The sequence below is a fragment of the Comamonas resistens genome, from assembly GCF_030064165.1.
Classification (GTDB): Bacteria; Pseudomonadota; Gammaproteobacteria; order Burkholderiales; family Burkholderiaceae_C; genus Comamonas; species Comamonas resistens.
In genome coordinates this window covers 3,590,281-3,614,475 of sequence record NZ_CP125947.1, presented here as the reverse complement: position 1 = coordinate 3,614,475, position 24,195 = coordinate 3,590,281, and the positions used below count along the sequence as shown (strand labels likewise).

Sequence of the window (24,195 nt, the reverse complement as noted above, 5' to 3'; positions counted from 1 at the left end):
TTTCCTTACTCCACGCTGGTTTCGGAAGATTCGGCCGGGGCGCCGCGCAGCACATCGCGCACGACCACCACCAGCATGCCAATGGCCAGCACCAGCGTGGCCGCAGCGCCCAGCGCCAGCGGGTAGCCCAGCACGGTGCTGTAGCTGTTCCAGCCCGCGACCACCTGCTCCCAGGAGCCCCACAGCAGCAAGGCCATGCAAGCGGCAATCAACAGCTGCGACAGCCAGAAAAGCGCTTTGTGGGTGCCGGGTCCGACACGGGAGGTCACCATGTCAAAGCCCAGGTGCGAGCCTTCAAAGGCCGCAACAATCGCGCCGACGGCGACCAGCCAGACAAAGAGCAGGCGCGAAATTTCCTCGTACGAGACGATGCTGGTGTGAAAGACATAGCGCAGCACCACGTTGACGAAGACGGCTACCACCATGCCGGCCAGGGCCAGCACCATCAGCCCTTCGGCCAGCCGCTTGGCCAGCGGCTTTTTCGCAGATTCAGCCTTGTTGTCGTGACTCATGGTCGGGCTCCTGAGTTGTGCGCGCGGTGCTGGCCAACAACCACTGCTGGACCTGCTGTGCAATGGCGTTGAATGGCCGGGTGGCATCGATCGTCAGAACGTCACTCTCCTGGCGCGGGTCTTCCAGGGTGGCGAACTGGTTGGCGACCAGATGCGGGGAAAAGAAATGCTGGGCGCGGGACTGCACGCGCTCCAGTGCCGTGGCGTAGTCGAGTTCGAGAAACACAAACCCCAGCGGCTGGGCGGCTCGCAGCCGGTCGCGGTATTTGCGTTTGAGGGCAGAGCAGGTCAACACCAGACCATGTGCGCTGCTGGCCTGCGCCAGCCGTTGTGCCAGCCGCTCCAGCCAGCCTTCGCGATCCTCGTCCGTGAGGGCGATACCGGCCTGCATCTTGGCCACGCTTTCCGGGGAGTGATAGCTGTCGCCTTCGATCAGCTCCCAGTTCAACTGCCTGGCAATGGCCTCGCCGGCGCTGGACTTGCCGCAGCCGGAGACACCCATGATGACCAAGGCCACCTTGTGGGAGGGTGCTTGAGATTGTCTTTCTGGCATCTTGGTTAGCGCTATCCTTGGCGATTAAAAAAAGTGCAGGCCGGCATGCTGCTTGGTTTTCGCCTCTGGTGCCGGAAAGGCATCAGAGGTGATGGGCACACAGCCGGACTGCTGATTTAAGGCTTCAATCGAAGCTTGGTTAGCGCTATCATAAAGGCCGAGTTTCCAAAACAAGACTAGGAGAATCCCTTGCCTTCCGAGCCTCGCATCAAAAGTGACAGTCATTCTGAAACCGGCGGGCAGCGCCGTTCGCGTGCCAGTGGGCGTGTCACCTTGAGCGATGTGGCCGAGGCGGCCGGGGTCAGCTCCATGACGGTTTCCCGCGCCCTGCGGGGCGAGCGCCGCGTGGCTCCCGCACTGGTGGAGAAGGTGCGTGAGGTGGCTGCCTCCCTGGGCTATGTGCCTGATCTGGCGGCCCGGGCACTGGCCTCGCAGAAAAGCACGCAGGTGCTGGTGCTGATTCCCATGCTCTCCAACACCTTGTTTGTGGATGTGATCGAAGCCGTGCACAAGGTGCTGTTCGCCCAGGGCTATCACATGCTGATCGGCGTGACCCATTACGACCCGCAGGAAGAAGAGCAACTGCTGCGTGCCTATCTGCCCATGCGGCCTGCCGGCTTGCTGCTGACAGGCTTTGATCACAGCGAGGCAGCCCAGCAACTGCTGGCGGCCAACCCCGTGCCGCGTGTACATCTGATGGAGCTGCGAGAGCCGGAAATGTCTGCAGACAGCTATTGCGTCGGCTTTTCACAGACTGCGGCTGGCGCCGAGATGACCCGGCATCTGCTAGGCCAGGGCTATCGCCGCATCGCATTTTGCGGCGCCCAGCTTGATGCGCGGGTGATGCAGCGGCTGGAGGGCTACAGAACTGTGCTGAAGCAGGCGGGCCTCTATGACCCGGGCCTGGAAATGCTCAATCCCGAGCGCTCTTCGCTGGCGCTGGGTGCAAGGCAGTTCGAGGCGCTGATCAAGTCCGAACCGGCGGTGGATGCCATCTTCTTCTGCAACGATGACATTGCACAAGGCGCGCTGCTGGAGGCTGCACGCATGGGCATCAAAGTGCCTGAGCAGGTCGCCATTGCGGGCTTCAACGATCTGCCTGGCAGCGACCAGATGGTGCCGCCGCTCACCACCATTCGAACCCCCAGAGACGAGGTGGGAGAGAGAGCCGCGAACATGCTGCTGCAGCTGCTGGATGGCAAGGCCGTGAAGGAGCCGCGTGTGGACCTGGGATTCAGGCTGGTGCCAAGAGCCAGTGCCTGATCTGGTGACTTGACCGTATGTATTGAGACCCGAGGGCTGTTCAAGCTTCGGGGGCTGTTTTGCTTCGACCCGTGATCTTGTCCTTGATATCCAGCAGTCGGGTCACCGCCGAGCCCATGCCCATGAGCTGCATGGCTGTCTCGGGCGAGAGACGCTGCACATCGTCAAACCAGTTCATGAGCTTGTCGATCAGCTCGTGCATGTCGCGCATGCGCTGCTGGGCATAGCGCTCTTCTTCGGTGCTGGCTTCTTCCATCATGGCTGCGCGCAGCATGGACTGGGTGGGCTCGATCTCGCGGCGACGGCGCTCTTCTGCCAGGCGTTTGAAGATTTCCCAGACATCCTGCGGCGCCTGGAAGTATTCGCGGCGGTCGCCAGGTTGATGACGCAGCTGAACCAGCCGCCAGGCCTGAAGCTCCTTGAGTCCCATGCTGACGTTGGAGCGAGAGAACTCCAGCGTTTCGGCAATCTGATCCGCATTAAGGGGATCGGCAGACAGAAACAGCAGGGCGTAGATTTGCCCCACGGTACGGTTGATCCCCCAACGACTGCCCATCTCACCGAAATGAGAAACAAATTGTCGGCTCAACTCCGAGAGTGGTTTGGCTTGCGTCATGGTCTCCATTGTGCCTTTGCATGGGTTTTTCAGCCGTGATGTGGGATCAAACTGCTTGCACATTCATCCGTGAAGTGCGCGTGAAAGTTTGTCACTTGTTGCATCAGGAATCAGTCGTCGTCAGCAAATTGTTGGCTTTGAGCGCAAAATCTCGAAATTGCTAATTACCTGTCGGGTTTCTGACACGACCAGCGCATTCAGAAATCCACTTTCAGCCAGTGGTGCCGCAGGGCACCGGTGGTCAGGGACGCCGATGGCTCAAAGCTCAACTCACTCTCATTCGCGCAGCGCACTGATCGATTGCACCAAAGGTCTGGCCTGCGCCGCCATTGTCTGGCACCACCTTGCGTTCTACGGCCCCATGTCCGATGTGGCGCACCCTGTCATGCCCAATCTGCTGGACTGGCTGTATGAGTACGCACGCATGGCCGTGCAGATCTTTTTGGTGATCGGCGGCTTTCTGGCTGCGGCCAGCCTGGCACCGCAAGGACTGGCACGCTTTGACTCGCCCTGGTCCAAGATAGGCAAGCGCTTTGTCCGGCTGGTCGTGCCTTATGCCGTGGCCCTGGTGGTGACCATCGTCATCTCGGCTGCCATCCGGCCCTGGTTCGACCATGAATCGGTATCTGCAGACCCCGACCTCTGGCAACTGTTCGCCCATGCCCTGCTGCTGCAGAACATCGTCGGTGAGGAGTCCCTGTCGGCCGGTGTCTGGTATGTATCCATAGACTTTCAGCTGTTTGCCGGCACGGTTCTGTTGTTGGGCGCGGTGCGCTGGCTCAAGCAGGTTGTTGCTGGCCGCTTGGGTGTGCAGGCGGTGCAGCGGTGGTGGCCCTGGGCAGTGACCGGCATGCAGATGCTGGTGGTGCTGGGGACGGCGGCCTCGCTGTTCAGCTTCAATCTGGACTCGGATCTCGATATCTGGGCGATTTATTTCATGGGAGCCTATGGTCTGGGCATGATGGCCTACTGGGCCGTGGCTGCCGAAAAACGCAGCACGGCCTGGAGCTGGGCCATGCTGATTGCGGCCCTGGTCATCGGTGCGCTGGTCTTTGAGTGGCGCGACCGCATCTTTCTGGCCGGTGCCACGGCGCTGCTGCTGATCGTCTGCATGCGTACCGAGGGGGTTGCACGCTGGAAGGGCTTTGCACCGCTGCGCCGCCTGGGCGAGATTTCCTATTCGGTGTTCCTGATCCACTTCTCGATCTGCCTGCTGGTCAACGCCGTGGTCAACCATTTCTGGCATGGATCGGTCACCGCCGCTGTGGTGGGCATCCCGTTTGCGTTCGTGCTGTCGCTGACCGCGGGCTATGCGCTGTATCAGTTGGTGGAGCGCCATGTCTCTTCCTGGAGCCAGGCGCTGCGCTGGCAGGCCGGGCTGATTGGAGCAGGGCTGTTGACAACCATGATCGCCGGCTTGCGGTGAGTGAATACAAAAAAGCAGCTTTGAAAGCTGCTTTTTTATCGCCGGGGCCGTTTAGATTCTCGCGGTGTGGGCGCAATCCACACGCGGTGGGGAGCGTGTGGGATGCCTTTTTTCATGGGCGTCTTGAAATCAGCGATGCAGTTCGCCCGAGCTTTCGGGCTGAAACTCGATGGCATCCACGCGCACGGTTACCTGGCCTGTGGGGCTGGGCATCTTGAACTCATCGCCCACGGACAGGCCCAGTAGTGCGATACCCACGGGGGCAAAGATGGAGACCTTGTCTGCGCTGCCATCCATGTCCTTGGGGTAGACCAGGGTCAGGGTATTGGACTTTTTGAGTTCCAGCATCGTGAATCGCACGGTGGAATTCATGGTCACCACATTGGGTGGCATCTCCTGGGGTTCCAGGACATCTGCGCGGTCCAGTTCGGCTTCCAGCGCGTCGCGGCCCGGAAAGTGGCTGGAGTTCTTCTCCAGCAAGGCTTCAATGCGTTCCAGATCCAAGGACGACAAAGTGATTTGGGGCTTGCGCTCCATGGTGTGGCTCCCTTGCGTGGTGGTGTGGTTAGCGCTTTCGCGTCGCGCAAACGGACAAAAGCCCGGGCAACGGTGTTGTCCGGGCCAAGGCTTTGGAAAAAGCACCCTGTGGGTGCACAGCGGCCATTGTGTACGGGACTGTGAGCAAAGCCAAGCCATCTCGCACCTCGGCAGTGCGGATTGAGAACGATCTATTGCTATTTATTAGGTAGCTGCTAGCGCTTTGATGGTGTGTGCTGCAGCCATGTTTTTATGGAATTCGGACGTAAATGCTGCAACTGTATTGACCTGCTCGCTTGTGCTCTTGAAACATTTTTTGGATTGCTTAATTAACTGTATTTATATACAGTTATTGGATGAATAAAGCCCGCACTCACTTGGACTCAGGAGTCCGGCCTGTCACGATCATCAAGGGGCGAGGCTCGGCCAGCCAGATTGCCCATCGCTTCGCAGGCGATGACAGGCAGGCGTTTGACGATGGCTGGAGTGCGGACGCTGACGCGCAAGAGGCGACAGCGCTGCGAACTTCCGTGGAGTGGGAGCAGTGCAAGTCCGCGCTCAGCCGCCATGGATCGCCGGATCTACCTTTCCATCTGGGGCTCAATCCCTATCGCGGCTGCGAGCATGGCTGCATTTACTGCTATGCCCGGCCCACGCATAGCTATCTTGGCTATTCACCGGGGCTGGACTTCGAGACCAGACTGATCGCCAAGCAAAATCTGCCCGAGGTGCTGCGTGCCGAACTGTCAAGGCCCGGCCATCAGCCTGGCGTCGTCATGCTGGGCTCGGTCACCGATTGCTACCAGCCGGTGGAGCGCGAGCTGGGCTTGACGCGGCGCGTTATCGAAGTGCTGGCCCAGGCGCATCACCCGTTTTCCATCGTCACCAAGGGCAGCGGCGTGGAGCGCGATCTGGATCTGCTGGCGCCGCTGGCGCAGCGGCATCTGGTGGCGGTCTATGTCACGCTGACCACGCTGCAGCCCGAACTGGCAAGGCAACTGGAGCCCCGGGCTGCCGCGCCGCATCGCCGGCTGCGCATGATCAAGACCTTGAGCGAGGCCGGTATTCCGGTGGGCGTGAGCCTTGCGCCGCAGATCCCGTTTCTCAACGACGATATGGAGCAGGTGCTGGCCGCCGCCTACGAAGCCGGCGCGCGGCAGGCTTTCTATGCCGTGTTGCGCCTGCCCTGGGAGGTCGCGCCCTTGTTCGAGCAATGGCTGCAACTGCATTACCCGGACCGCGCCAAGCGGGTCATGGAGCGTGTGCGCGATCTGCATGGCATCGCCGAAGCCGATCGCGCCCAAGGCAAAGCCTATAGCGCGCAGTTTGGCCAGCGCATGAAAGGCACAGGCATCTGGGCCGAGATGCTGGCCCAGCGCTTTGCCCTGGCTTGCCGCAAGCTGGGTCTGAACCGCGAGCGGGTGCAGCTGGACTGCAGCCAGTACCATCACAGCCGCTTGTCGGCGCAGCAAAGCCTGTTTTAAGAGTCGATACGGAAAGGAGCCCCATGGGTGTGATGTATTCGGTTTTTCCTCTGCAGCCCGAGCTGTGCGCATGGCTGGACGAGGAGGGCCTGGCATATCCGAAAGAGCCCAGCCGCAACCCCAGGCTCTCGGAGATCAAGGCCGTGATTGCCGCCAATCCTCGGTGGCAGGCGGAGCTGTCGGACGAACAAATTGGCAAACGCTGGAGCGCCTTGCTCACGATGGCGGGGGAGGCTGGGCGCAAGCCCTGGTGCATGCTGCAAATCATGGAGCTGCGGCCTGCCGAAAACGAGTTCTATTTTGAAAAAGGCGACCCGGTGATGATTCTGAAGTTTCTCTGCGATCTGTGTGTCACCACCGGACCGCTGGTGTTGATCAGCGATGCAGGCGATGTTCCACTGGTTGTGCAGGCTGGTGACAACGCCCGGGCCTTGTTTGATGGCTGGGGCAATGAATGACCGAAGCCGATCTGCAAGTCTTGTTTGAATCTCTTGCCGAATCCAGCAGCGCGCGAGGTATGGCCGTGGGTGCCGGTTTGGCGCAGTTGCAGTCCGGCCACGCGGTAGAGCTCCCATCGGCTTATCGGCACTTCATGCGAATTGTGGGGCCGGGCAGCTGGGGCGGCTTTTTGCACTTTCATGCCATGGAGCATATGAGCACCCATGAGGAGCTGCTGGCTCCATTCATGGATGAGGACCTGGAGCAGATGCTGGAGCCCACGGCCGATGTGCTGGTCTTTGCCAACAGCGACAACGGCGATATGTGCGGCTGGCATCTGCATGACCTGGTTCGCATGCCGCCCAACGATTGCCCCGTCATCCGTATTGCGCCGCGCAGCTTTGATGGTGCTGTGATTGCAGCCTCCACTGCCGAGTTCTTCAGACTGCTGCTGGTAGAGGGTGCCAATCTGTTTGGCGTGGGCGCCTTGCCTTTGGTGTTTCAGCCCAGACCGCTGGGTTGACTTGGTGTGGCATTTCATAGTCTCCGGAAGCCGACTTTCCGAGTCGGTAGGAGCCATGCATGCGCATGCCTGCATGCCTTGAGGCATCATGGACAGCCCAGCTTATCGAGATAAAGCCCTATGCGCACTTCAGCCACGTTGATTGCAATCGCTGTTTCCGCCTTGGCGGCCCATGCTGCACTGGCGCAGCCCGTACATGCCACTTGTGAAAGCAAGCGAGCAGAGATCTCACGCGATATGGAGCATGCCAAGGCAAAGGGCCAGGTGAGCCGTGTACGTGGCCTGGAGAAGGCACTGCGTGAAAACCAGGCCCATTGCAGTGATGCCAAACTTGAGCAAGAGCATGCAGCACGCATTGCCGATCAAGAGAGGAAGGTGGAGAAGCGGCAGCGTGATCTCGATGCGGCACGAGACACAGGCAAGACTGGCAAGATCGCAGACCGTGAAGCCAAGTTAGCCAAGGAAAAGGCTGAGTTGGAAAAACTGCGCAGAGGAGCGCTCTGAGTCTGAGACAAGCCGCGCCTGCATCAGACGTACTTGACTGGAGCTTGCAGAGGACGATTAGGCCAAGCTTTTCATCACCTCATTCCCGCTCTTGGATCGCATCACGAAACGAGCGCACCAGCAGGCTGTCGCTGCGCTCTTGCATGCAATACACATAGGTGGTGGTGCTGGCCGGATCTCCCTTGATACGAATGGGTTTGAAGCGCGGATCGGGAATGAATTCGGCCTCTGAAACCGCGCCTATGCCCAGGCCTCGGGCCACGGCTTCGCGTATGGCCTCGCGGCTGCCGATCTCCAGGTTCAGCCGGGGTTTGACGCCGGCGGCGGCCAGCGCTTTTTCCATGGCTGCACGGGTGGTCGAGCCCGGTTCGCGCAGCAGCAGAGGCAGGCCTTGCAGCGTGCGCAGGTCAACCGTGTTGTTTTGCGCCAGTGGGTGCTCCACATGAGCAAACAAGATGATGGAGTGGCGTGCATATTCGCGTGCCAGCAGCTCCGGCCGTTCATAAAGCCCGGCCAGCACGGCCACGTCGGTGCTGTAGTTTTCCAGATCACGCAGCACTTGCTGCGAGTTGCCCATGCGGATCGACAGTTGCATGCCCGGGTGACGGGCGCGGTAGGCGGCCACCATCTCGATCACATGAAACGGCCCGACGGCACCGATCTTGAGCTCGCCCTGGTTGAGCTTGCCGGAGTCGCGCAGAAAGAACTCGGCCTCGGATTCCAGGGCCAGCAGCTTCTGCGCCAGGCTCAGCAGCTTGAGGCCCGCGACGGTCAACGACATGCGATAGCCCTGGCGGTGAAACAGCTCGATCTGGCTTTGCCGCTCCAGCGTGGTGATCTGGCTTGAGATGGTGGGTTGGCTCACGCCCAGGGCGCGGGCAGCGGCGCTCAGGCTGCCGTGCTGGGCCACGGCTACAAAACTGCGATAGCGGGCATTGCTCATGAAAGATTCATCTCAAGGTCTGATCTATGGAAGCTGTTCAAAACCATTCTGAAACCTTCATATGACAGTCATAAGTCGTCCCTAGGATTCATCCCAACGCACAGCCGATACCGGCAAAGGATGAAGACCATGAAGATGACCCGCAAAACCTGGCTGCAAGGTGCAGCTGCCGGCCTGGCCCTGATGATGGCTGGTGGCGCATTGGCCCAGCAGCCCACGGAACTGCGTGTGGGCTTGATCCCCTCGGAAGATGCCCAGGCCATGATCCGTGCCAGCCAGCAAGTCATGGAGCAACTGGCCGCCAGGACCGGCATGAAGGTCAAGCCCTTTGTGGCCAATGATTACAACGGCGTGATCGAAGCCATGCGCTCGGGCAAGATCGATGTGGCTTACTTTGGCCCCTTTTCCTATGTGCTGGCCAGTCAGCTGGCCAATGCCGAAGCTTTTGCGATTCCCGTGTCCAAGAAGAGCGGGCAGAGCTCCTATCAGAGCATTCTGATCACCAGAAAGGACAAGGGCCTGAACACCGTGGCCCAGTTGCAGGGCAAGACCTTTGCCTTTGTCGACCCGAGCTCTGCATCGGGCCATCTGTTCCCCAAGGCAGGCCTCAAGGGCGAGGGCGTTGACACCGACAAATATTTCTCGCGCGTGATCTTCTCGGGCTCGCATGACGCCAGCATCCTGGCCGTGGCCAATAGCAAGGTCGATGCGGCAGCCGTGGCCGAGCCCATTTTCTTCAACGCCGTGGCCAAGGGCCATGTGAAGGCCGAGGACTTCCTGGTCGTGTGGCGTTCCCAGCCCATCCCCGAGTCGCCCATGGCCTGGCGCAAGAGCCTGGATGCGACGACCAAGCAGAAAGTCGCCACCGCACTGGCCGAGATCAAAGGCCTGCCCTGGGGTGACCGTGGCGAGCTCAACGGCTTTGCATCCACCAACGACCAGGCCTATGACGTGGTCCGCGCCACTGCCAAGACCCTGAATCTGGACCTGGGGAAGATGAAATGATCACCATCCGCAACCTGCGCAAAAGCTATGACAGCAACCATGTGCTGCATGGCATAGACATGGATGTGAAAGCGGGCGAGTTCGTGGTCATGCTGGGTCTGTCGGGTGCGGGAAAGTCCACCTTGCTGCGCTGCATCAACGGGCTGAACCAGCCCGACAGCGGCCAGTTGCAAGTCGGCGGTATCGACCTCATGCGCAAGCATTCAGGCCGCGAGCTGGCCCGCCATGTGGCCATGGTATTCCAGCATCACAACCTGGTGCCGCGCCTGTCGGTGCGCAAGAACGTGCTGACCGGACGCCTGGGCCAGGTGAGCACGCTGGCCTCGGTGCTGCAGTTCTTCAGGCGCAGCGATATTGCGTTGGCCGAGCAATGCCTGGAGCGCGTGGGTCTGACTCATAAGGCCGGCGAGCGCACCCAGGCATTGTCTGGCGGGCAGATGCAGCGTGTGGGCATTGCCCGCGCCCTGGCCCAGCGGCCTCAGGTGATTCTGGCCGACGAGCCCGTGGCCAGCCTGGACCCCAGGACCGCGCGCAGCGTGCTGCAGTATCTGCGTGATGCCACGCGTGAGCTGGGCATTGCCGTGGTCTGCAATCTGCACCAGGTCGATTACGCCCGCGAGTTTGGCGACCGTATCGTCGGCCTGTCGCAAGGCCGCATGGTGTTCGATGGTGCGCCCGATCAGCTCGGAGATGCTGCTCTCAACGCCATCTACCATCAGGTGCCGGCAATGGCAGAGCTGCAGGAGCAGCACACACCCATGCCCGCAGGCAGCTGGATGCCTGCCAGCCCCATGGTCGCCACGACAGGAGGCCTGTGATGAGCAGCACTCATATGAATTCCACGCGCCACGCAGTTGATGGGTGGCGGTGGACGGCGGCGCGCCCCGATGGAAACAGAGGCTGGTTGGCCATGGCCGCCATCGCTCTGGCACTGGCCTGGGTGCTGCACTGGAGTGCTGCAGGCGCACAGATGAGCTGGAGCGAGCTGGCTGCCGGCATGCCGCAGATCGGCGACTTTCTTTCGCGCTCCGTGCCGCCGGACTGGAGCATATTGCCGCGCCTGTGGGCGCCGGCGCTGGAGACGATTCAGATCGCCATCTGGGGCACGCTGCTGTCCGTGCTTCTGGCTTTGCCGTTGTCCTTTGTTGCGGCCGGCAATCTGCACAGCTGGCACTGGCTGCGCCGCATCACGCGCCAGTTTCTCAATGTGGTGCGCAGCATCAACGAGCTGATTCTGGCCCTGGTCTTTGTCTCTGCCGTGGGGCTGGGCCCCTTCCCTGGAGTGCTGGCGCTGGCCCTGCACGGCATGGGCATGCTGGGCAAGTTCTTTGCCGAGGCCATCGAGGAAATCGATGACGGCCCGCTGCAGGCCCTGCGCAGCGCCGGCGCCAGCCAGCTGCAGATCATTGCTTTTGGCGTCGTACCCCAGGTCATCACTGCCTGGATTGCCGTGGTGCTCTATCGCTTCGAAGTCAATCTGCGCTCGGCCACCGTGCTGGGCATGGTGGGTGCGGGCGGCCTGGGCTTCGAGCTGGTCAGCAGCCTCAAGCTGTTCCGCTATCAGGAGACGGCCACCTGCATCGTCGTCATCACCGTGATGGTCATCGCGGCCGATCTGATCTCCAACTGGCTGCGCAGCCGCATCCAGCAGGGCGCACGTCACTGATGGCTTCAATAAAAACAATAGCTGCTTGCGCTTGACTGCATTGCGCCAGAGGCTGATTTCACTCTGAATTTCAAAGGTTTTCTCCCGTGTGGACTTATCACAACCCCGTGCGCGTCATCGCCGGCAACGGCAGCCTGAACCAGCTGCCCGCGCTGCTGGCCGGCCGCAACTGCCTGCTGGTCACCTTTCCCGAGGCCGGGAGCCTGGGTCTGGTGCAGCGCATACGCCAGCTCATCGGCGAGCAACTGCGTGGCGTGATCGACAGCATCCTGCCCAATCCCGATGTGCAATGGCTGGCGCCTCTGTACGAGCAGGTGCAGCGCGACCATGCCGATGTGCCCGTCATCGTGGCGCTGGGCGGCGGCAGTGCGATTGACTCGGCCAAGGCGCTGATCTGCACCACGGCCACAGGCCGGTTCACCGATCTGCTCCCGGTTTTGCAGCAGGCAGCGCAACTGCCTCCGGCCTTGCACAAGCATCTGATCGCCATTCCGACCACGGCAGGTACCGGCAGCGAAGTCACGCCCTGGGCCACGATCTGGGATCAGGCGCAGGGCCGGAAATACTCGTTGCATCAGCCCCATACCTGGCCCGAGGCCGCCATCATCGACGCCGAGCTCATGGCCAGCCTGCCCGCAGGCGCCACGCTGGCCTCGGGCCTGGATGCGCTCTCGCATGCGCTGGAATCCATCTGGAACGTGAACCGCAACCCCGTGTCCATGAGTCTGGCCGTGCAGGCCGCGCGCCGCGCCATGGCGACCCTGCCGGCATTGATGCAGGACTTGGGCAATCTGCAGCTGCGCGCCGACATGGCCCAGGCCGCGCTGCTGGCTGGGCTGGCGTTTTCCAATACCAAGACCGCGCTCGCGCATTCGCTGTCCTACGACATCACGCTGCAGCATGGCGTGCCCCATGGCATTGCCTGCTCGTTCAGCCTGCCGCTGGTGCTGGAGATGGCGCTGGGCGCCGACCCCGCGGCCGATGCCGCGCTGCTCTCCATCTTTGATGCCATGGCACCCGCCGTGGCCGTGCAGCGGTTGCAGGTCTTTTTGCAGCAACTGGGCGTGGCAACAGAACCTGCGCACTACGGCGTGGCGCCCGATGACTGGCAGACCATGGTGCACAAGGCAGCTACTGGCCCGCGCGGGCGTAACTTCATCCGTACCCTGGACTGAACCTTTTTGAACGTTTCTCTTTCGTTGACCAAAGCTCTGAAAACCATGAACTCCATTGCCCAAACCGAACCCCATGCCCTGCGCGAATCCATCGCCGCAGATCTCTCGCCGCTGCAAGCCGTCATCTTTGACTGGGCCGGCACGCTGGTGGACTTCGGCTCGCTGGCGCCCACGCAGATTTTTGTGGAAGCCTTTGCCACCTTTGGCATCACCATCACGCTGGCGCAGGCACGCGGGCCCATGGGCCTGTCCAAATGGGACCATATCTACCAGCTGCTGCAGGAGCAGAGCATTGCCGCCCAGTGGCAGGCCGTTTTTGGCCGCGTGCCGAGTAATGAAGATGTGGATGCCATCTATGCCCGCTTCATGCCCATGCAGATTGCCAAGGTGGGCGAGTTCTCGGCCCCCATTGCCGGTGCGGTGGAACTGTTGCAATGGTTGCGCACCAACGGCCTGAAGGTCGGATCCTGTTCGGGCTATCCGCGCGAAGTGCTGAACCAGTTGCTGCCCCAGGCCGAGGCTGCAGGCCTCAAGCCCGACTATGTGGTGGCCGGCGACGAGCTGGAGGCCGGTGGCCGCCCCGGCCCCTTTATGGCGCTGGCCAATGTGCTGGCACTGGGCATTGGCGATGTGCGTGCCTGCGTGAAGGTCGACGACACCGTTCCCGGTATCGAGGAAGGGTTGCGCGCCGGTATGTGGACCGTGGGCCTGAGCCTGTCGGGCAATGAGGTCGGCTATAGCGTGGAGGAATTTGCCAAGGCCGATGCCGCCGAGGTGGATGCCCGTGTGGCCGTGGCCGAAGCCAAGCTCAAGGCCGCTGGAGCCCACTATGTGGTGCGCAGCGTGGCCGATCTGCCCGAGGTGCTGGCAAAGATTGCCGCTGAAATGCGTGCGGGTCGCATGCCGGGCTGAAGCAAGCGCTTTGGAGTCGCTGCGTGGCTTTGCTGGGAAGCAGCTCTTGCCGGCTATTTCCCGGATTGCACCGAGCCTGCTTCACGGGCGCTGCAGCCTGGTCCCATGAATGGCTGGTCTGTCCGGTTAGTATCCGGCCACACTGTCCGTCCACAGGTCTCAGAGCATGAGGGCGGATTTTCATACCACCGTCAGGCCACCACACGCAATGGATTGGCGCGTGGATTTTTCTGGAAGATACGAACATGCTGCTGATCGTCGGAACCGTGCGCCTGCCCGCCGAGAACCTGGAGCGCGCCAGGCCTGCCATGCGGGCCATGGCCGAAGCCTCGCGCGCCGAGCCGGGCTGCCTGGAATATGGCTACGCCGAGGACGTGCTGGTGCCGGGCCTGATCCATGTGAAGGAGCTGTGGCAGGATCAGGCCTCACTCGATGCGCATTTCGCCTCCAGCCATATCGCTGTGTGGCGCGCGGCCTGGCCCGGGCTGGGCATTGGGGAGCGTGATCTGCGCGTCTACGAGGTGGGCACGCCGCGCAAGACCTGATGCTACGCTGGTTCAGCTGGATGGCCGGAGCCTGACGTCGCACTTTAGCCAATGGCATCCATCCAAAAGAAAATCCGCCGAAGCGGATTTTCTTTTTTCAGGCAGCTTGTGCTTTTACGCAGCCTGCTGCATCAGCCCTGCAACTGCTGCGCATGGTGGCGCAGATGGTCGTCGATAAAGCTCTGGATGAAGTAATAACCGTGGTCGTAGCCCGCGTGGCGGCGTAGCGTGAGCGGCTGGCCGGCCTTGGCGCATGCGGCTTCGAAGGCTTCGGGCAGCAGCTGCTTCTCGATCAGGAATTTATCGGCCAGGCCCTGGTCGACAAGAATGCCGGCGGGATAGGGCGCCTGCTTTAGCGCGGCCATCAGTTCGCTGGCATCGTGCTGTGACCATTCGGCCTTGTCATCGCCCAGATAGCCGCTGAAGGCCTTCTGGCCCCAGGGGCAGTTGACGGGATTGGCGATAGGCGCGAAGGCCGAGACGCTCTTGAACCGGTCCGGGTGGCGCAGCGCCAGCGTGAGCGCGCCATGGCCGCCCATGCTGTGGCCGAAGATGCCGACACGCTGCAGATCCACGGGCAGCCTGGCATTGATTAGCGGCAGCAGGTCGTTCAGGATGTAGCTTTCCATGCGCCAGTGCAGGGCCCAGGGCTTGGTCGCGGCGTCGAGGTAGAAGCCTGCGCCCACGCCGAAGTCCCAGGCGTCAGATTCACCAGCCAGGCCCGCGCCGCGCGGGCTGGTGTCTGGGCAGATCAGGGCAATGCCCAGCTCGGCCGCTAGGCGCTGGGCACCGGCCTTGATCATGAAGGTTTCCTCGGTGCAGGTCAGGCCGGCCAGATAGAGCAGGGCCGGCACCTTCTCTCCGGCTACGGCCTTGGGCGGCAAATACACCGAGAACTTCATGGCCAGGCCGATTTCACTGGAGAAATGCTCGTAATAGCGCTGTGCGCCGCCAAAGCAGGCGTGGGCGGTTTTGAGTTCCAGAGACGGTTGGGCAGTCATGGGATGCTCCAAAATCAGAAGCTGCAGCCGCTTGCTATTCAAACGAATGCAGCATTTTTCATATTGAAAATGGCGCCCGGATGGCGCCATATGCTCTCTTGTCGATAGCTTCAGGTGGGGATGGCTTAGGCCTCGGCGTAATTCACCACGCTGCGGATGGACTTGCCCTCATGCATCAGGTCAAAGGCTTCATTGATCTTGGCCAGGCCCATGGTGTGGGTCACGAAAGGTTCGAGCTGGATCTTGCCGCTCATCGCGTCTTCCACCATACCGGGCAGCTCGCTGCGGCCCTTGACGCCGCCGAAGGCCGTGCCCAGCCACTTGCGGCCGGTCACCAGCTGGAAGGGGCGGGTGGAGATTTCCTGGCCCGCGCCGGCCACGCCGATGATCACGCTCTGGCCCCAGCCGCGGTGCGCGCATTCCAGCGCGGCGCGCATGACGTTGACGTTGCCTATGCACTCGAAGCTGTGGTCCACGCCCCAGCCCGTCATCTCCACGATGACCTGCTGGATGGGCTTGTCGAAGTCCTTGGGGTTCACGCAGTCGGTGGCGCCGAAGGTCCTGGCCAGGTCGAACTTGCCGGGGTTGGTGTCGACGGCGATGATGCGGCCGGCCTTGGCCAGCTTGGCGCCCTGGATCACGGCCAGACCGATGCCGCCCAGGCCGAACACGGCGACCGTGTCGCCTTCCTGTACCTTGGCGGTGTTCTTGACGGCGCCCAGGCCCGTGGTCACGCCGCAGCCCAGGAGGCAGACCTGCTCGGGGTTGGCGTCGGGGCTGATCTTGGCCAGCGAGACTTCGGCCACCACGGTGTACTCGGAGAAGGTGGAGCAGCCCATGTAGTGGTAGATGGGCTGGCCGTTGTACGAGAAGCGCGTGGTGCCGTCAGGCATCACGCCCTTGCCCTGGGTGGCGCGCACGGCCACGCACAGATTGGTCTTGCCGCTCTTGCAGAACAGGCACTCGCCGCACTCGGCGGTATAGAGCGGAATCACATGGTCGCCGGGCTTGACACTGGTCACGCCTTCGCCGACTTCGACCACAATGCCCGCGCCTTCATGGCCCAGCACGGCGGGGAAGATGCCTTCGGGGTCATCGCCGCTCAGGGTGAAGGCGTCGGTATGGCAGACGCCGGTATGGGTGATCTTGATCAGCACTTCGCCCTTTTGCGGCGGGGCCACGTCGATCTCGACGATCTGCAGGGGTTCTCCGGCCTTGAAGGCCACGGCGGCGCGTGATTTCATGTCTGTCTTTCTGGAAATAGGGGGAGCGAGGCTTGGCCTTCGCTCAGCGAAACCTTGAATGTAGGCCAGTCTGGTGGCGAAGAGGGCAGGCATGGCCGCCGCCTGAGGGGCTTTGGCCGAATATCGACGTAATTGAATGCCTCGGCCATGCCTTGTGTTTCAGATTTTGCTTGCTTCGCCGGGCTGATGCTGCGCACGGATCTGCGCCGCGGTTTCCCGGAACCACAGGGCAATCGCCACGTTCTGCTCGAACAGCGAATATCGGGTACCGCCGCCGTAGTCGGGCATGTCGATCATGTCGGTGGTGATGTAGCGCAGCGGGCTTCCCGGCGTGCTGTAGTGATGGCGCAGCGCGCGCCGCACGACCTCCTTGCAGGGCTCGACGCGCCAGGCCGTCCAGGTGGCATGCCATTGGCCCGGGGCCGGGCGCGTGAACGGGTACTGGCAGGCGCGGCCGTAGTGGCCGTTGTCCGTAAGCTGCCAGATATTGCGCGGCCCATTGGGCGAGACCGGGCGTATCTGCAGCCAGTGCACCATGTTCTGGGCTATCCAGTCGTCGATAAGGTTGCCGCTTTCGTAAGGGTCGATGACGACCTCGCCAGACTCGACCTGCGCACGCATGCCGACCACATCCTGCTCCTCGGGGTTGTCCAGCTTGAGCAGCACATGGCTGTGATCCAGCACATACTGAAAGGGCAGGCCCTGCGCACGCACGCGCTGCGCAATCGGCGTGATGCGGCGTGGGTCTTCGCTCCACATGTAGATGTGGTTCTCCATGCCGATCTCCATGCCTATGCGCTGGCCCAGTTCCCAGGCATGCAGGTAGAAGGCCACGATGTCGTCATCGCTCACCACATGGCCCGCGGCATGGCGCGTGTACAGCATGATGTTGTGAAACTCGGCGCCGGCTTCCTTGCACACACGCAGGTTTTTTTCGAGCGCGGCCTCGTCGCGCCCCGCCGTGTACGACCACAGGCCGGTGCGCAGTGGCATGCCGTATTTGTTGGCCAGCCTTATGTATTCGCGTTCTTCACCCGGCTGGGGCATGCGGTCGAAATGGTCGAAAACCTTGCTGTCGCGCAGCATCTTGAATTGCTCTTCAAGCGGCAATGTTTCGCAATGGCGTATGCCGCGGCCGTTGCAGCCCAGGGAAAAATCTTGCATGGGTAAGCTTGCTGTAGTGAGGGTGAAAAATCAGGCGACGGCGGTCTGACTGGCGGCGGGCGATGTAGCCGTTGCGGCTTGCTCGGCTTCCTGCCGGCGTGCAATCAGCCGGCGGATGCGGGCGGGCGCGTTGTCTATGCCCAGGCGCACGAACTCGCGCACGCCAGTGCGCTCCTGCTCGCGCTGCACCAGGGCCAGGATGGCGGCGTCCTCGAGAAAGGTGTCCGTCATCAGCCGTGCGACCTGGGTGCTGGCCTCGGCGCTGTCCGCGTGGTAGTTGCGCAGGTGCAGCCAGAAATAGTGGGTCGTGGTCTCGGTCTCGGGCGTGAGGAAGTTGTACGAGAACGAGCGCAGGCCCGCGTCCATTTCCTGCTCGCTGTGCTCGCGGCCCGTGGCGATGCTGCCGAAATCGACACAGGACACCGAGGGCAGATGAAGGTAGTAGTACTGCCAGCGGTCCACCGGCCCCGTGAAGTTTCCCATGGCCTTGACCAGCGGCACGGGCTCGGAGTCGTTCACCCAGCGGTAGGCCAGCACTTGGTTGTCGCCTTGTTCCACCTTCACGCTCACGTCCTCGGCCGCCGCGTTGCCAATGGTGTTCTTGTGCACATAGGTGGTGTGCGCAGGATCGACCAGGTTGTCGGTGATGTTGAGGTAGTTGCAATCAAAGTGCAGGTACTGCCCGTCCACCAGCGCCCAGCCGGGTTCGCCGTAGTGGCGTACTGCCACGATGTGCTGCGCATCGGCCAGGGCCGGGTCGCCCATCCAGATCCAGACGGCGCCGTAGCGCTCGACCAGCGGGAAGGACTGCGCGCAGGCCGATGGTGGGATGGCGGCCTGGCCGGGAATGCGCACGCACTGGCCGCTGCCGCTGAAAGTCATGCCGTGGTAGCCGCACTGCAGATCGTCGCCGACCAGCGTGCCTATGGACAGCGGCGCCAGCTTGTGCGGGCAGCGGTCGACGAGCACGGCCGGCGTGCCGTCCTGGCGGCGCCAGAACACCAGGTTCTCGCCGAGGATGGTGCGCGCCGTCAGGTGGCGGCCGATCTCGCGGCTCCATGCGGCCACATACCAGGCGTTTTTGACAAAGCTGCTCATGGGGTTCTCCTTCTGGTTCTTGGTGGGATGGTTCACAGGTCGAGCGTGATGCTCGGGCTGCGGGCGCGCGCGACGCAGACGCAGACCATGCCTTCTGCGTGCTCCTCGTCGGACAGTGCGTAGTCGCGGTGGTCGGCCTCGCCGTCCAGCATGCGCACCGCGCACATGCCGCATTCGCCGCGCCGGCAGTCGAACAGGGGATCGCAGCCGGCGGCGATCAGCGCGTCCAGGATGGAAGTGCCGGCAGGCACCTCGAGCTGGCGGCCGCTGCGCGCCAGACGGACGGTGACGCTGCGGTCTGCCGCCGTGGCGGCCGGCGCCGCGAAAAGCTCGAAGTGGATGTGGCTGCGCGGCCATCCCAGTTGCTGGGCTTCGGTCAGCGTGGCGTCGATCAAGGCGCGCGGACCGCAGACATAGACATGGCGCGAGGCCTGCAGTGCACCCAGCATGCTGGCCAGCTGCATGCCTCGCGAGGGATCGCCGCCGTCGAAATACAGATGGGCCTGGGCGCCGGCCACGGCTTCGATCTCGGTGCGATAGGGCATGAGCTCTTCGCTGCGGGCGCCGTAGTGCAGGGCATAGGGCCTGCCCGCCGCCTGCAGCTGCCGGGCCATGGACAGAATGGGCGTGATGCCTATGCCGCCGGCAATCAGCAAGGCCTCGTGCGGCGCGTCGTGCAGTGCAAAGTCGTTTTTCGGCGGATCGACCTCGATGCGGTCGCCCACCGCCAACTGGTGCATGAAGCGCGAGCCGCCACGGCTCGTGGTTTCGAGCTTCACGGCAATTTCATAGACCAGACCGTCGCCGTCGCTGTTGACCAGCGAATAGCAGCGCGTGGGCTCTGTGTCAGCGTCCGGCAGGTGCACACGGATATGGGCGCCTGCGGTGAACGGCGGCAGTGCCTGGCCGTCAGGGCGGCACAGGCGCAGCCGGCGTACTTCCGCTGTCAGCGCTTCGGCCGATACGAGCTCCAGCACCAGGGTGCCGGTAGAAGAGGGGGGGGTGAAGAGGATGGCATGGACCCATGCTAGGGTCCGTTGCCGTTGTTGAAAATGGCCGAATTTGCACTGGACCGTGGCTGAAAATGCAGCGGCCAGGCGCGACGGAACTACCGCCGCTTCGGCCGCGCTTCCTGCGCCGACAGGCGCAGGATGACCTGGCTCGCACATTCGACAAAGGCCGCCGTGGCCGGCGGCAGGCTGCGTCCGCTGCGCACATGGATGCCCAGCGTGCCCAGGATGGGAGCGCCCTGTGCCGACTCCAGCGGCACGAACCTTGCGGCAGGTGTGGCGGCCGATGCCGTGGCTTCCAGCCCCAGCCGGGTCTGGAAGGCGATGCCGTGGCCCGCAGCGGCGAGGCGCTTCATCAGTTCGACCGAGGTGGCGCGCACCACGGCCTTGGGCGGTTCGGGCAGGACCTTGAGTTCGTCCTGAATGAGGGCATAGGAGGCCAGGTCCTCGGTGCCGAGGATGAAGGGCCATGGCGTGCACTGCGCCAGCGTCACGTTGCGCTTGCGGGCCAGTGGATGGCCGGTGGTGACCAGCGCGCCCAGGCGAAAGCGCCCGCTGGCAGCGTGCTCCACATCCTCGTGCTGTGGCATGTCGAAAGCCATGCCCACGTCCGCTCGGCCACTGGCCACGTATTCGGCAATATGGCCCGAGCTGGCGGAAGTGACCTGCAGCGAGATGCCCGGATAGCGCTCCAGCATGCTGCCTATCACCTCGGGCAGCAGCGCGCTGTGCAGGCTTTCCACGCCCACCACATGCACCTTGCCGCGCTGCAGGCCGCGCAGCATGTCCAACTCGTTCTCCAGCCATTCGGCATCCTGCAGCACATGGGTGGCATGGCGGGCGAACAGTTCTCCGGCCGGTGTGAGCTGCAGGCCGCCGCTCAGGCGCTCAAACAGGGCAAAGCCCAGTTCCTGCTCCAGCTGTATCAGCTGGCGGTTGACGGCCGAGGCATCGATGAACAGCTGGCGCGCGGCGCCGCGTATCGATCCGTTGCGGCGGATGGCGTCGAAGTAGAGCAGGCCGCGGGCGTGGATGTGCATGGTGGGATAGGGTCGGGGCTGAGGCGGCTTATTGTGAAGCCTGGTGACGCCTGCTTCAGGTCCACCGCCCTTGAAGGCCGAAGCAGGCCAAGGCGACAGTCCTGCGGCAGCGCTGACTGCCGGCGGCTCGGCGTGAACCGCCCCATCTCGACAACCCGGAGGCCGCCGGCAGGCATCGGCAGAGCCGCAGCCATGGTGCAGCCATTGCGGCAGACCTGGAATCCCCAGCTGTAGCGGTGGTTGCCCCGGTGCTGGGTGAGGCCGGTTGTCATGTCTGCGTATAGTGGGTGCTTCTTGCTGCGGAATTTTTATCAAAAAGGCCTGCGGCGCAATATCCACCTGCGTTTCAAGCTCTTGTTTTGATATGGAACACCGCCACGCTGGCGCGCATCGCGTTGATCTGGTCGTCTACCCTGGCTTCAAGGCCCTGGAGGCCATAGGCCCCATGTCGGTGTTCGACTATGCCAATGTGCATCTGCGCCAGAAAGGCCTGCCCGATGGCTACGCCGTGCGCGTGGTGGCGGCACAGGCCGCCATGGTGCCGTCGGACACGCTGATGGGCTTGCAGGCCACACACACGCTGGCGCAGGTGGAAGCCGATGGCACGGGCTGCACCGTGCTGCTGGTGGGCTCGCGCCATATCGAGCAGGTGCTGGCTGCATCGGGCGAGCTGGTGGACTGGGTGGCGCGCGTGGCACCGCAGGTCGGGCGCATGATTGCGCTATGCAGCGGCAGCTTTTTCCTGGCGGCGGCCGGCGTGCTCAATGGCCGGCGCGCGGCCACGCACTGGAGCGTGGCGAGCCTGCTGGCCCAGCGCTATCCGGGCATTGCCGTGGATGCCGACGCCATCTATGTGCGCGACGGCAGTTACTGGACATCGGCTGGCGTGACGGCAGGCATAGACCTGGCGCTGGCCGTGGTGGAGCAGGACTTTGGCCACGCCCTGGCGCTGGATGTGGCGCGCGATCTGGTCATGTACCTCAAGCGGCCTGGCGGGCAGTCGCAGTTCAGCGTCTCGCTGGCCGCGCAAGCCACCCAGCATGGCGGGGTGCAGGCGGCTCAGCAATGGGTGCTGGCCCATCTGGACCAACCTATGCCGCTGGCGCTGCTGGCGGGCAAGGCGGCGATGAGCGAGCGCAACTTTCGCCGCGTGTTCCAGCAGGAGACCGGATGCAGCCCCAGCACCTTTGTCGAAAATGCAAGGCTGGAGCGCGCCAAGCAGTTGCTGGAAAACCTGGGCGGCTTGCCGCTGAAGACCGTGGCAGCCAAGGTGGGGCTGGGTTCGGAGCAGGCGCTGCGCCACTTGTTTGTGCGCCGTCTGGGCATCACGCCCGTGGTGTACCGGGAGCGTTTTGGCGATTGAAGCCAGAGCGGAAGAGCCAGGCGCGCCCCGGTAGGAATGCCGTTTGTGAGCGGCAGAAACAGCGGGCTCTGAGTATCTGCTCACTGTTTGCTGAATTGCTCTGCGGGTGAGACCTGTCTGAAAACCGTCTGTTGGCTGTGCATGCCAGGGTCCGCATTTCGTAACCTGGTTGCGGATGCCGGCAAACCTATAATTTCGCCCACCAAGGTGGGCATGGCAACTGCATGACAGATGGCCAGCCGGATCGGTCAACAGGCGCTGGAATCCAGCGCCATTTTTTCGTCAGACCACATCCGTGGAGCACTGGCAACCAATCAGAAAATCCCAGTTCATGAGCAGTATTGCTATTTCATCCATTCTGGTGGTCCTCAGCATCGTGGCCATCATCTACCTGACGGCCAAACTCAAGGCCAATGTGTTTGGCGCACTGTTCGCCGTCTCTCTGGCGCTGGCACTGCTGGGCACCAGCCTGCCCTTGCCCAAGGTGATCGACGCGCTCAAGACCGGCTTTGGCAACACGCTGGGCAGCATCTCCTTTGTCATCATCTTCGGCGCAGCGATTGCCGTGTGCATGCAAAAAAGCGGTGGAGCCCTGAGCATTGCCACCCATATCCTGAACCTGGCCGGCAGGCACAACGCCAGGCCCGCCATGGCCTGGACCGGGTTCATCCCCGGCCTGACCATCTTCTGCGATACCGGCTACATCATCCTGAGCGGCATTGCCCGCAGCATCAGCGCCAGCTCCAAGGTGCCCATGCCCTTGATCGCCTCTATCCTCGGGACCTCGCTGTACGCCGTGCACTGCCTGGTACCTACCCACCCCGGTGCGCTGGCGGCGGCCACGGCGCTGAACGCCAATCTGGGCATGCTGGTGCTGGCCGGTGTGCTGTTTGCCATTCCCGGTCTGCTGGCCGCGTATTTCTGGGCCAACTGGATGTGCAAGGGCAAGGACTACGCGCCTGCCGTGGCTGATGAGAGCGAGCTGCAGTCCACTGCCGATCTGCCTTCGTTCGGCTTTTCGCTGCTGCCCGTGGTGTTGCCGCTGCTGCTGATCTCGATCTCCACGCTGCTGACCACGCTGGGCTACAAGGACGGCTTGGCCACCGCGTTCCACTTTCTGGGTAACCCCGTGATCGCGCTGCTGGCCGGCATGCTCTGCGGCATGTGGCTGTTGGCCTGCAATGGCGGCAAGAAGGGCGACTTCAGCGCCGTGCTGGAAGACGCCATCGTCAAGGCCGGCCCCACGCTGATCATCACCGGCGCGGGCGGCATGTTCGGCGCCATCATCAAGGAAACCGGCGTGGGCGCCGCACTGGGCGATGCCCTGGGCAGCGCTTCCGTGGGCCTGCTTGTGCCCTTCATCATTGCACTGCTGCTCAAGACGGCGCAGGGCTCGTCCACCGTGGCGGCACTGACATCCGCGGCCATCATTGCTCCCAGCCTGGCCACTTTCGGCCTGGATTCGGAAACCGGCCGCATCTTCGCCGTGCTGGCCATTGGCGCGGGCTCCATCGTGGCCTCGCATGCCAATGACTCCTACTTCTGGGTGGTGACCAAGTTTTCCCAGATCGAGATGGAAGAGTCGTTGCGCGTCTTCACCACCTCCACCATCGTCATGGGTCTGGTCAGCTTTGCCTGCATCTGGGCCGCCAGCGTCTTCATGCTGTAAACGAGCCAGCTCTCATGCCGCAAACCCCGGTCAGCCATGGCCGGGGTTTTTTTTGTGCTCAGAACATCGGGCTTTTGAAGAAGTCCAGCGCCGCCTTGGCGGCCGCGAAATTGCTTTCGACCTGGGCTTGCTGCTCGGCAGGCAATGCGGTGATGGTGTTGGCGCGCTTTGAGGCCTTGGCCTTTTCCTCTGCCATGGAGCCAGCAGCGGGCGCGAGCCTGGGCACACCGGCGGGTGCTAGCAACTGTGTCAAATCCAGCGCCGGATTGAGCTGCCACAGACAGGCCACATAGGTGGCCATGGAGACGGCCGCATCGCCACGCTCTATACGCGCCATGGTGGGCTGGGAGATGCCCAGCCGCTCGGCCCATTGGGCCTGAGTCTCCCCACGGCTTTTGCGCTGCTGGACGATGCGCTGCGCCAGTTGTTCGATCTGCAAAAGAATGGCGGGAGGAAACTCTGCGGGGCTGGTGTTCTGACGAGGCATATGCCAATGGTAGTGGG

At 62.7% G+C, this 24,195-nt stretch carries 26 protein-coding genes; 14 read left to right on the top strand and 12 right to left on the bottom strand.

What is annotated here, in order from left to right:
- Positions 1-5: 5 nt before the first annotated feature.
- Both QMY55_RS16790 and QMY55_RS16785 read right to left on the bottom strand, forming a co-directional pair.
- The gene (locus QMY55_RS16790) at positions 6-512 is read right to left on the bottom strand and encodes a TRAP transporter small permease (protein ID WP_283485299.1); all 507 of its coding nucleotides are present in this window, start codon (positions 510-512) and stop codon (positions 6-8) included.
- A complete protein-coding gene (locus QMY55_RS16785; RefSeq protein WP_283485298.1) occupies positions 490-1,065 on the bottom strand; it encodes a gluconokinase in 576 nt (191 codons plus the stop codon). The genes QMY55_RS16790 and QMY55_RS16785 overlap by 23 nt, the downstream gene beginning before the upstream one ends.
- A gap of 189 nt (positions 1,066-1,254) precedes the next feature.
- Between QMY55_RS16785 and gntR the strand changes: the two genes are divergently transcribed.
- Positions 1,255-2,328, top strand: a complete 1,074-nt coding sequence (gntR, locus tag QMY55_RS16780; protein WP_283485297.1) for an HTH-type transcriptional regulator GntR — start codon at positions 1,255-1,257, stop codon at positions 2,326-2,328.
- Between the two features lie 40 nt (positions 2,329-2,368).
- On the opposite strand, the gene QMY55_RS16775 is transcribed toward gntR, so the two are convergent.
- Entirely contained in the window at positions 2,369-2,953 is a 585-nt protein-coding gene (locus QMY55_RS16775; protein WP_283485296.1) for a GbsR/MarR family transcriptional regulator, read from the bottom strand.
- Between the two features lie 244 nt (positions 2,954-3,197).
- On the opposite strand from QMY55_RS16775, the gene QMY55_RS16770 reads away from it, so the two are divergent.
- Positions 3,198-4,370: an acyltransferase family protein gene (locus tag QMY55_RS16770; RefSeq protein ID WP_283485295.1), complete on the top strand. Its 1,173-nt coding sequence runs from the start codon at positions 3,198-3,200 to the stop codon at positions 4,368-4,370.
- Between the two features lie 129 nt (positions 4,371-4,499).
- Here QMY55_RS16770 and rnk read toward each other — a convergent pair whose 3' ends face one another.
- Positions 4,500-4,907, bottom strand: coding sequence for a nucleoside diphosphate kinase regulator (gene rnk, locus QMY55_RS16765; protein WP_283485294.1), 408 nt, complete (start codon positions 4,905-4,907; stop codon positions 4,500-4,502).
- 356 nt (positions 4,908-5,263) lie between these two features.
- On the opposite strand from rnk, the gene QMY55_RS16760 reads away from it, so the two are divergent.
- The 4 genes from QMY55_RS16760 (at position 5,264) to QMY55_RS16745 (ending at position 7,856) form a co-directional block, all read left to right on the top strand.
- Positions 5,264-6,391 (top strand): PA0069 family radical SAM protein, encoded by a 1,128-nt coding sequence (locus QMY55_RS16760; RefSeq protein WP_283485293.1) that lies wholly within the window; start codon positions 5,264-5,266, stop codon positions 6,389-6,391.
- A gap of 32 nt (positions 6,392-6,423) precedes the next feature.
- On the top strand, positions 6,424-6,849 hold the full coding sequence (locus tag QMY55_RS16755) for a hypothetical protein (RefSeq protein WP_283485292.1): 426 nt from the start codon (positions 6,424-6,426) through the stop codon (positions 6,847-6,849).
- Complete coding sequence (locus QMY55_RS16750; protein WP_283485291.1) at positions 6,846-7,352, top strand: SMI1/KNR4 family protein; 507 nt, start codon at positions 6,846-6,848, stop codon at positions 7,350-7,352. The genes QMY55_RS16755 and QMY55_RS16750 overlap by 4 nt, the downstream gene beginning before the upstream one ends.
- 120 nt (positions 7,353-7,472) lie before the next feature.
- A complete protein-coding gene (locus QMY55_RS16745) occupies positions 7,473-7,856 on the top strand; it encodes a DUF1090 domain-containing protein (protein ID WP_283485290.1) in 384 nt (127 codons plus the stop codon).
- Between the two features lie 79 nt (positions 7,857-7,935).
- Here QMY55_RS16745 and QMY55_RS16740 read toward each other — a convergent pair whose 3' ends face one another.
- Complete coding sequence (locus QMY55_RS16740; protein WP_283485289.1) at positions 7,936-8,799, bottom strand: LysR substrate-binding domain-containing protein; 864 nt, start codon at positions 8,797-8,799, stop codon at positions 7,936-7,938.
- A gap of 129 nt (positions 8,800-8,928) precedes the next feature.
- On the opposite strand from QMY55_RS16740, the gene phnD reads away from it, so the two are divergent.
- The 6 genes from phnD to QMY55_RS16710 all read left to right on the top strand — a co-directional run bounded on the left by phnD (position 8,929) and on the right by QMY55_RS16710 (position 14,102).
- Positions 8,929-9,804: a phosphonate ABC transporter substrate-binding protein gene (phnD, locus tag QMY55_RS16735; RefSeq protein ID WP_283485288.1), complete on the top strand. Its 876-nt coding sequence runs from the start codon at positions 8,929-8,931 to the stop codon at positions 9,802-9,804.
- On the top strand, positions 9,801-10,622 hold the full coding sequence (gene phnC, locus QMY55_RS16730; protein WP_283485287.1) for a phosphonate ABC transporter ATP-binding protein: 822 nt from the start codon (positions 9,801-9,803) through the stop codon (positions 10,620-10,622). Before phnD ends, phnC begins: the two co-directional genes overlap by 4 nt.
- Positions 10,622-11,470 carry a phosphonate ABC transporter, permease protein PhnE gene (phnE, locus tag QMY55_RS16725; RefSeq protein ID WP_407650531.1) on the top strand — a complete coding sequence of 283 codons (849 nt, stop codon included), beginning with the start codon at positions 10,622-10,624 and terminating at the stop codon, positions 11,468-11,470. The genes phnC and phnE overlap by 1 nt, the downstream gene beginning before the upstream one ends.
- Before the next feature lie 86 nt (positions 11,471-11,556).
- Positions 11,557-12,645, top strand: a complete 1,089-nt coding sequence (gene psrA / locus QMY55_RS16720) for an iron-containing alcohol dehydrogenase PsrA (protein ID WP_283485286.1) — start codon at positions 11,557-11,559, stop codon at positions 12,643-12,645.
- Positions 12,646-12,690: 45 nt separating this feature from the next.
- The gene (gene phnX, locus QMY55_RS16715) at positions 12,691-13,557 is read left to right on the top strand and encodes a phosphonoacetaldehyde hydrolase (RefSeq protein WP_283485285.1); all 867 of its coding nucleotides are present in this window, start codon (positions 12,691-12,693) and stop codon (positions 13,555-13,557) included.
- A 245-nt stretch (positions 13,558-13,802) separates the two neighbouring features.
- Entirely contained in the window at positions 13,803-14,102 is a 300-nt protein-coding gene (locus QMY55_RS16710; protein ID WP_283485284.1) for a putative quinol monooxygenase, read from the top strand.
- Between the two features lie 131 nt (positions 14,103-14,233).
- Here QMY55_RS16710 and fghA read toward each other — a convergent pair whose 3' ends face one another.
- The 6 genes from fghA to QMY55_RS16680 form a co-directional block, all read right to left on the bottom strand.
- Entirely contained in the window at positions 14,234-15,103 is an 870-nt protein-coding gene (gene fghA, locus QMY55_RS16705; RefSeq protein WP_283485283.1) for an S-formylglutathione hydrolase, read from the bottom strand.
- Between the two features lie 125 nt (positions 15,104-15,228).
- On the bottom strand, positions 15,229-16,347 hold the full coding sequence (locus QMY55_RS16700) for an S-(hydroxymethyl)glutathione dehydrogenase/class III alcohol dehydrogenase (protein WP_283485282.1): 1,119 nt from the start codon (positions 16,345-16,347) through the stop codon (positions 15,229-15,231).
- 159 nt (positions 16,348-16,506) lie between these two features.
- The gene (locus tag QMY55_RS16695; protein WP_283485281.1) at positions 16,507-17,511 is read right to left on the bottom strand and encodes a xylose isomerase; all 1,005 of its coding nucleotides are present in this window, start codon (positions 17,509-17,511) and stop codon (positions 16,507-16,509) included.
- A 30-nt stretch (positions 17,512-17,541) separates the two neighbouring features.
- Positions 17,542-18,609 (bottom strand): aromatic ring-hydroxylating dioxygenase subunit alpha, encoded by a 1,068-nt coding sequence (locus QMY55_RS16690; RefSeq protein WP_283485280.1) that lies wholly within the window; start codon positions 18,607-18,609, stop codon positions 17,542-17,544.
- A gap of 32 nt (positions 18,610-18,641) precedes the next feature.
- Positions 18,642-19,586 (bottom strand): PDR/VanB family oxidoreductase, encoded by a 945-nt coding sequence (locus QMY55_RS16685; protein ID WP_283485279.1) that lies wholly within the window; start codon positions 19,584-19,586, stop codon positions 18,642-18,644.
- A 131-nt stretch (positions 19,587-19,717) separates the two neighbouring features.
- Complete coding sequence (locus QMY55_RS16680) at positions 19,718-20,659, bottom strand: LysR family transcriptional regulator (RefSeq protein ID WP_283485278.1); 942 nt, start codon at positions 20,657-20,659, stop codon at positions 19,718-19,720.
- Between the two features lie 364 nt (positions 20,660-21,023).
- Here QMY55_RS16680 and QMY55_RS16675 point away from each other — a divergent pair, with 364 nt between their 5' ends.
- Positions 21,024-22,022 carry a GlxA family transcriptional regulator gene (locus QMY55_RS16675; RefSeq protein WP_283485277.1) on the top strand — a complete coding sequence of 333 codons (999 nt, stop codon included), beginning with the start codon at positions 21,024-21,026 and terminating at the stop codon, positions 22,020-22,022.
- 331 nt (positions 22,023-22,353) lie between these two features.
- Positions 22,354-23,691 carry a GntP family permease gene (locus QMY55_RS16670; RefSeq protein ID WP_283485276.1) on the top strand — a complete coding sequence of 446 codons (1,338 nt, stop codon included), beginning with the start codon at positions 22,354-22,356 and terminating at the stop codon, positions 23,689-23,691.
- Between the two features lie 58 nt (positions 23,692-23,749).
- On the opposite strand, the gene QMY55_RS16665 is transcribed toward QMY55_RS16670, so the two are convergent.
- A complete protein-coding gene (locus QMY55_RS16665; RefSeq protein ID WP_283485275.1) occupies positions 23,750-24,178 on the bottom strand; it encodes a helix-turn-helix domain-containing protein in 429 nt (142 codons plus the stop codon).
- Positions 24,179-24,195 lie beyond the last annotated feature (17 nt).

What these genes read in the sequence shown, in the direction of transcription:
- QMY55_RS16775 (WP_283485296.1), bottom strand. Translation starts at nt 2,953, where the DNA reads ATGGAGACCATGACGCAAGCCAAACCACTCTCGGAGTTGAGCCGACAA.
- phnE (WP_407650531.1), top strand. Translation starts at nt 10,622, where the DNA reads ATGAGCAGCACTCATATGAATTCCACGCGCCACGCAGTTGATGGGTGG.
- rnk (WP_283485294.1), bottom strand. Translation starts at nt 4,907, where the DNA reads ATGGAGCGCAAGCCCCAAATCACTTTGTCGTCCTTGGATCTGGAACGC.
- fghA (WP_283485283.1), bottom strand. Translation starts at nt 15,103, where the DNA reads ATGACTGCCCAACCGTCTCTGGAACTCAAAACCGCCCACGCCTGCTTT.
- QMY55_RS16675 (WP_283485277.1), top strand. Translation starts at nt 21,024, where the DNA reads ATGGAACACCGCCACGCTGGCGCGCATCGCGTTGATCTGGTCGTCTAC.
- QMY55_RS16670 (WP_283485276.1), top strand. Translation starts at nt 22,354, where the DNA reads ATGAGCAGTATTGCTATTTCATCCATTCTGGTGGTCCTCAGCATCGTG.
- QMY55_RS16710 (WP_283485284.1), top strand. Translation starts at nt 13,803, where the DNA reads ATGCTGCTGATCGTCGGAACCGTGCGCCTGCCCGCCGAGAACCTGGAG.
- QMY55_RS16790 (WP_283485299.1), bottom strand. Translation starts at nt 512, where the DNA reads ATGAGTCACGACAACAAGGCTGAATCTGCGAAAAAGCCGCTGGCCAAG.
- QMY55_RS16785 (WP_283485298.1), bottom strand. Translation starts at nt 1,065, where the DNA reads ATGCCAGAAAGACAATCTCAAGCACCCTCCCACAAGGTGGCCTTGGTC.
- QMY55_RS16665 (WP_283485275.1), bottom strand. Translation starts at nt 24,178, where the DNA reads ATGCCTCGTCAGAACACCAGCCCCGCAGAGTTTCCTCCCGCCATTCTT.
- phnD (WP_283485288.1), top strand. Translation starts at nt 8,929, where the DNA reads ATGAAGATGACCCGCAAAACCTGGCTGCAAGGTGCAGCTGCCGGCCTG.
- QMY55_RS16700 (WP_283485282.1), bottom strand. Translation starts at nt 16,347, where the DNA reads ATGAAATCACGCGCCGCCGTGGCCTTCAAGGCCGGAGAACCCCTGCAG.
- QMY55_RS16770 (WP_283485295.1), top strand. Translation starts at nt 3,198, where the DNA reads ATGGCTCAAAGCTCAACTCACTCTCATTCGCGCAGCGCACTGATCGAT.
- QMY55_RS16740 (WP_283485289.1), bottom strand. Translation starts at nt 8,799, where the DNA reads ATGAGCAATGCCCGCTATCGCAGTTTTGTAGCCGTGGCCCAGCACGGC.
- QMY55_RS16680 (WP_283485278.1), bottom strand. Translation starts at nt 20,659, where the DNA reads ATGCACATCCACGCCCGCGGCCTGCTCTACTTCGACGCCATCCGCCGC.
- QMY55_RS16690 (WP_283485280.1), bottom strand. Translation starts at nt 18,609, where the DNA reads ATGAGCAGCTTTGTCAAAAACGCCTGGTATGTGGCCGCATGGAGCCGC.
- phnC (WP_283485287.1), top strand. Translation starts at nt 9,801, where the DNA reads ATGATCACCATCCGCAACCTGCGCAAAAGCTATGACAGCAACCATGTG.
- QMY55_RS16745 (WP_283485290.1), top strand. Translation starts at nt 7,473, where the DNA reads ATGCGCACTTCAGCCACGTTGATTGCAATCGCTGTTTCCGCCTTGGCG.
- QMY55_RS16695 (WP_283485281.1), bottom strand. Translation starts at nt 17,511, where the DNA reads ATGCAAGATTTTTCCCTGGGCTGCAACGGCCGCGGCATACGCCATTGC.
- QMY55_RS16755 (WP_283485292.1), top strand. Translation starts at nt 6,424, where the DNA reads ATGTATTCGGTTTTTCCTCTGCAGCCCGAGCTGTGCGCATGGCTGGAC.
- phnX (WP_283485285.1), top strand. Translation starts at nt 12,691, where the DNA reads ATGAACTCCATTGCCCAAACCGAACCCCATGCCCTGCGCGAATCCATC.
- QMY55_RS16750 (WP_283485291.1), top strand. Translation starts at nt 6,846, where the DNA reads ATGACCGAAGCCGATCTGCAAGTCTTGTTTGAATCTCTTGCCGAATCC.
- QMY55_RS16760 (WP_283485293.1), top strand. Translation starts at nt 5,264, where the DNA reads ATGAATAAAGCCCGCACTCACTTGGACTCAGGAGTCCGGCCTGTCACG.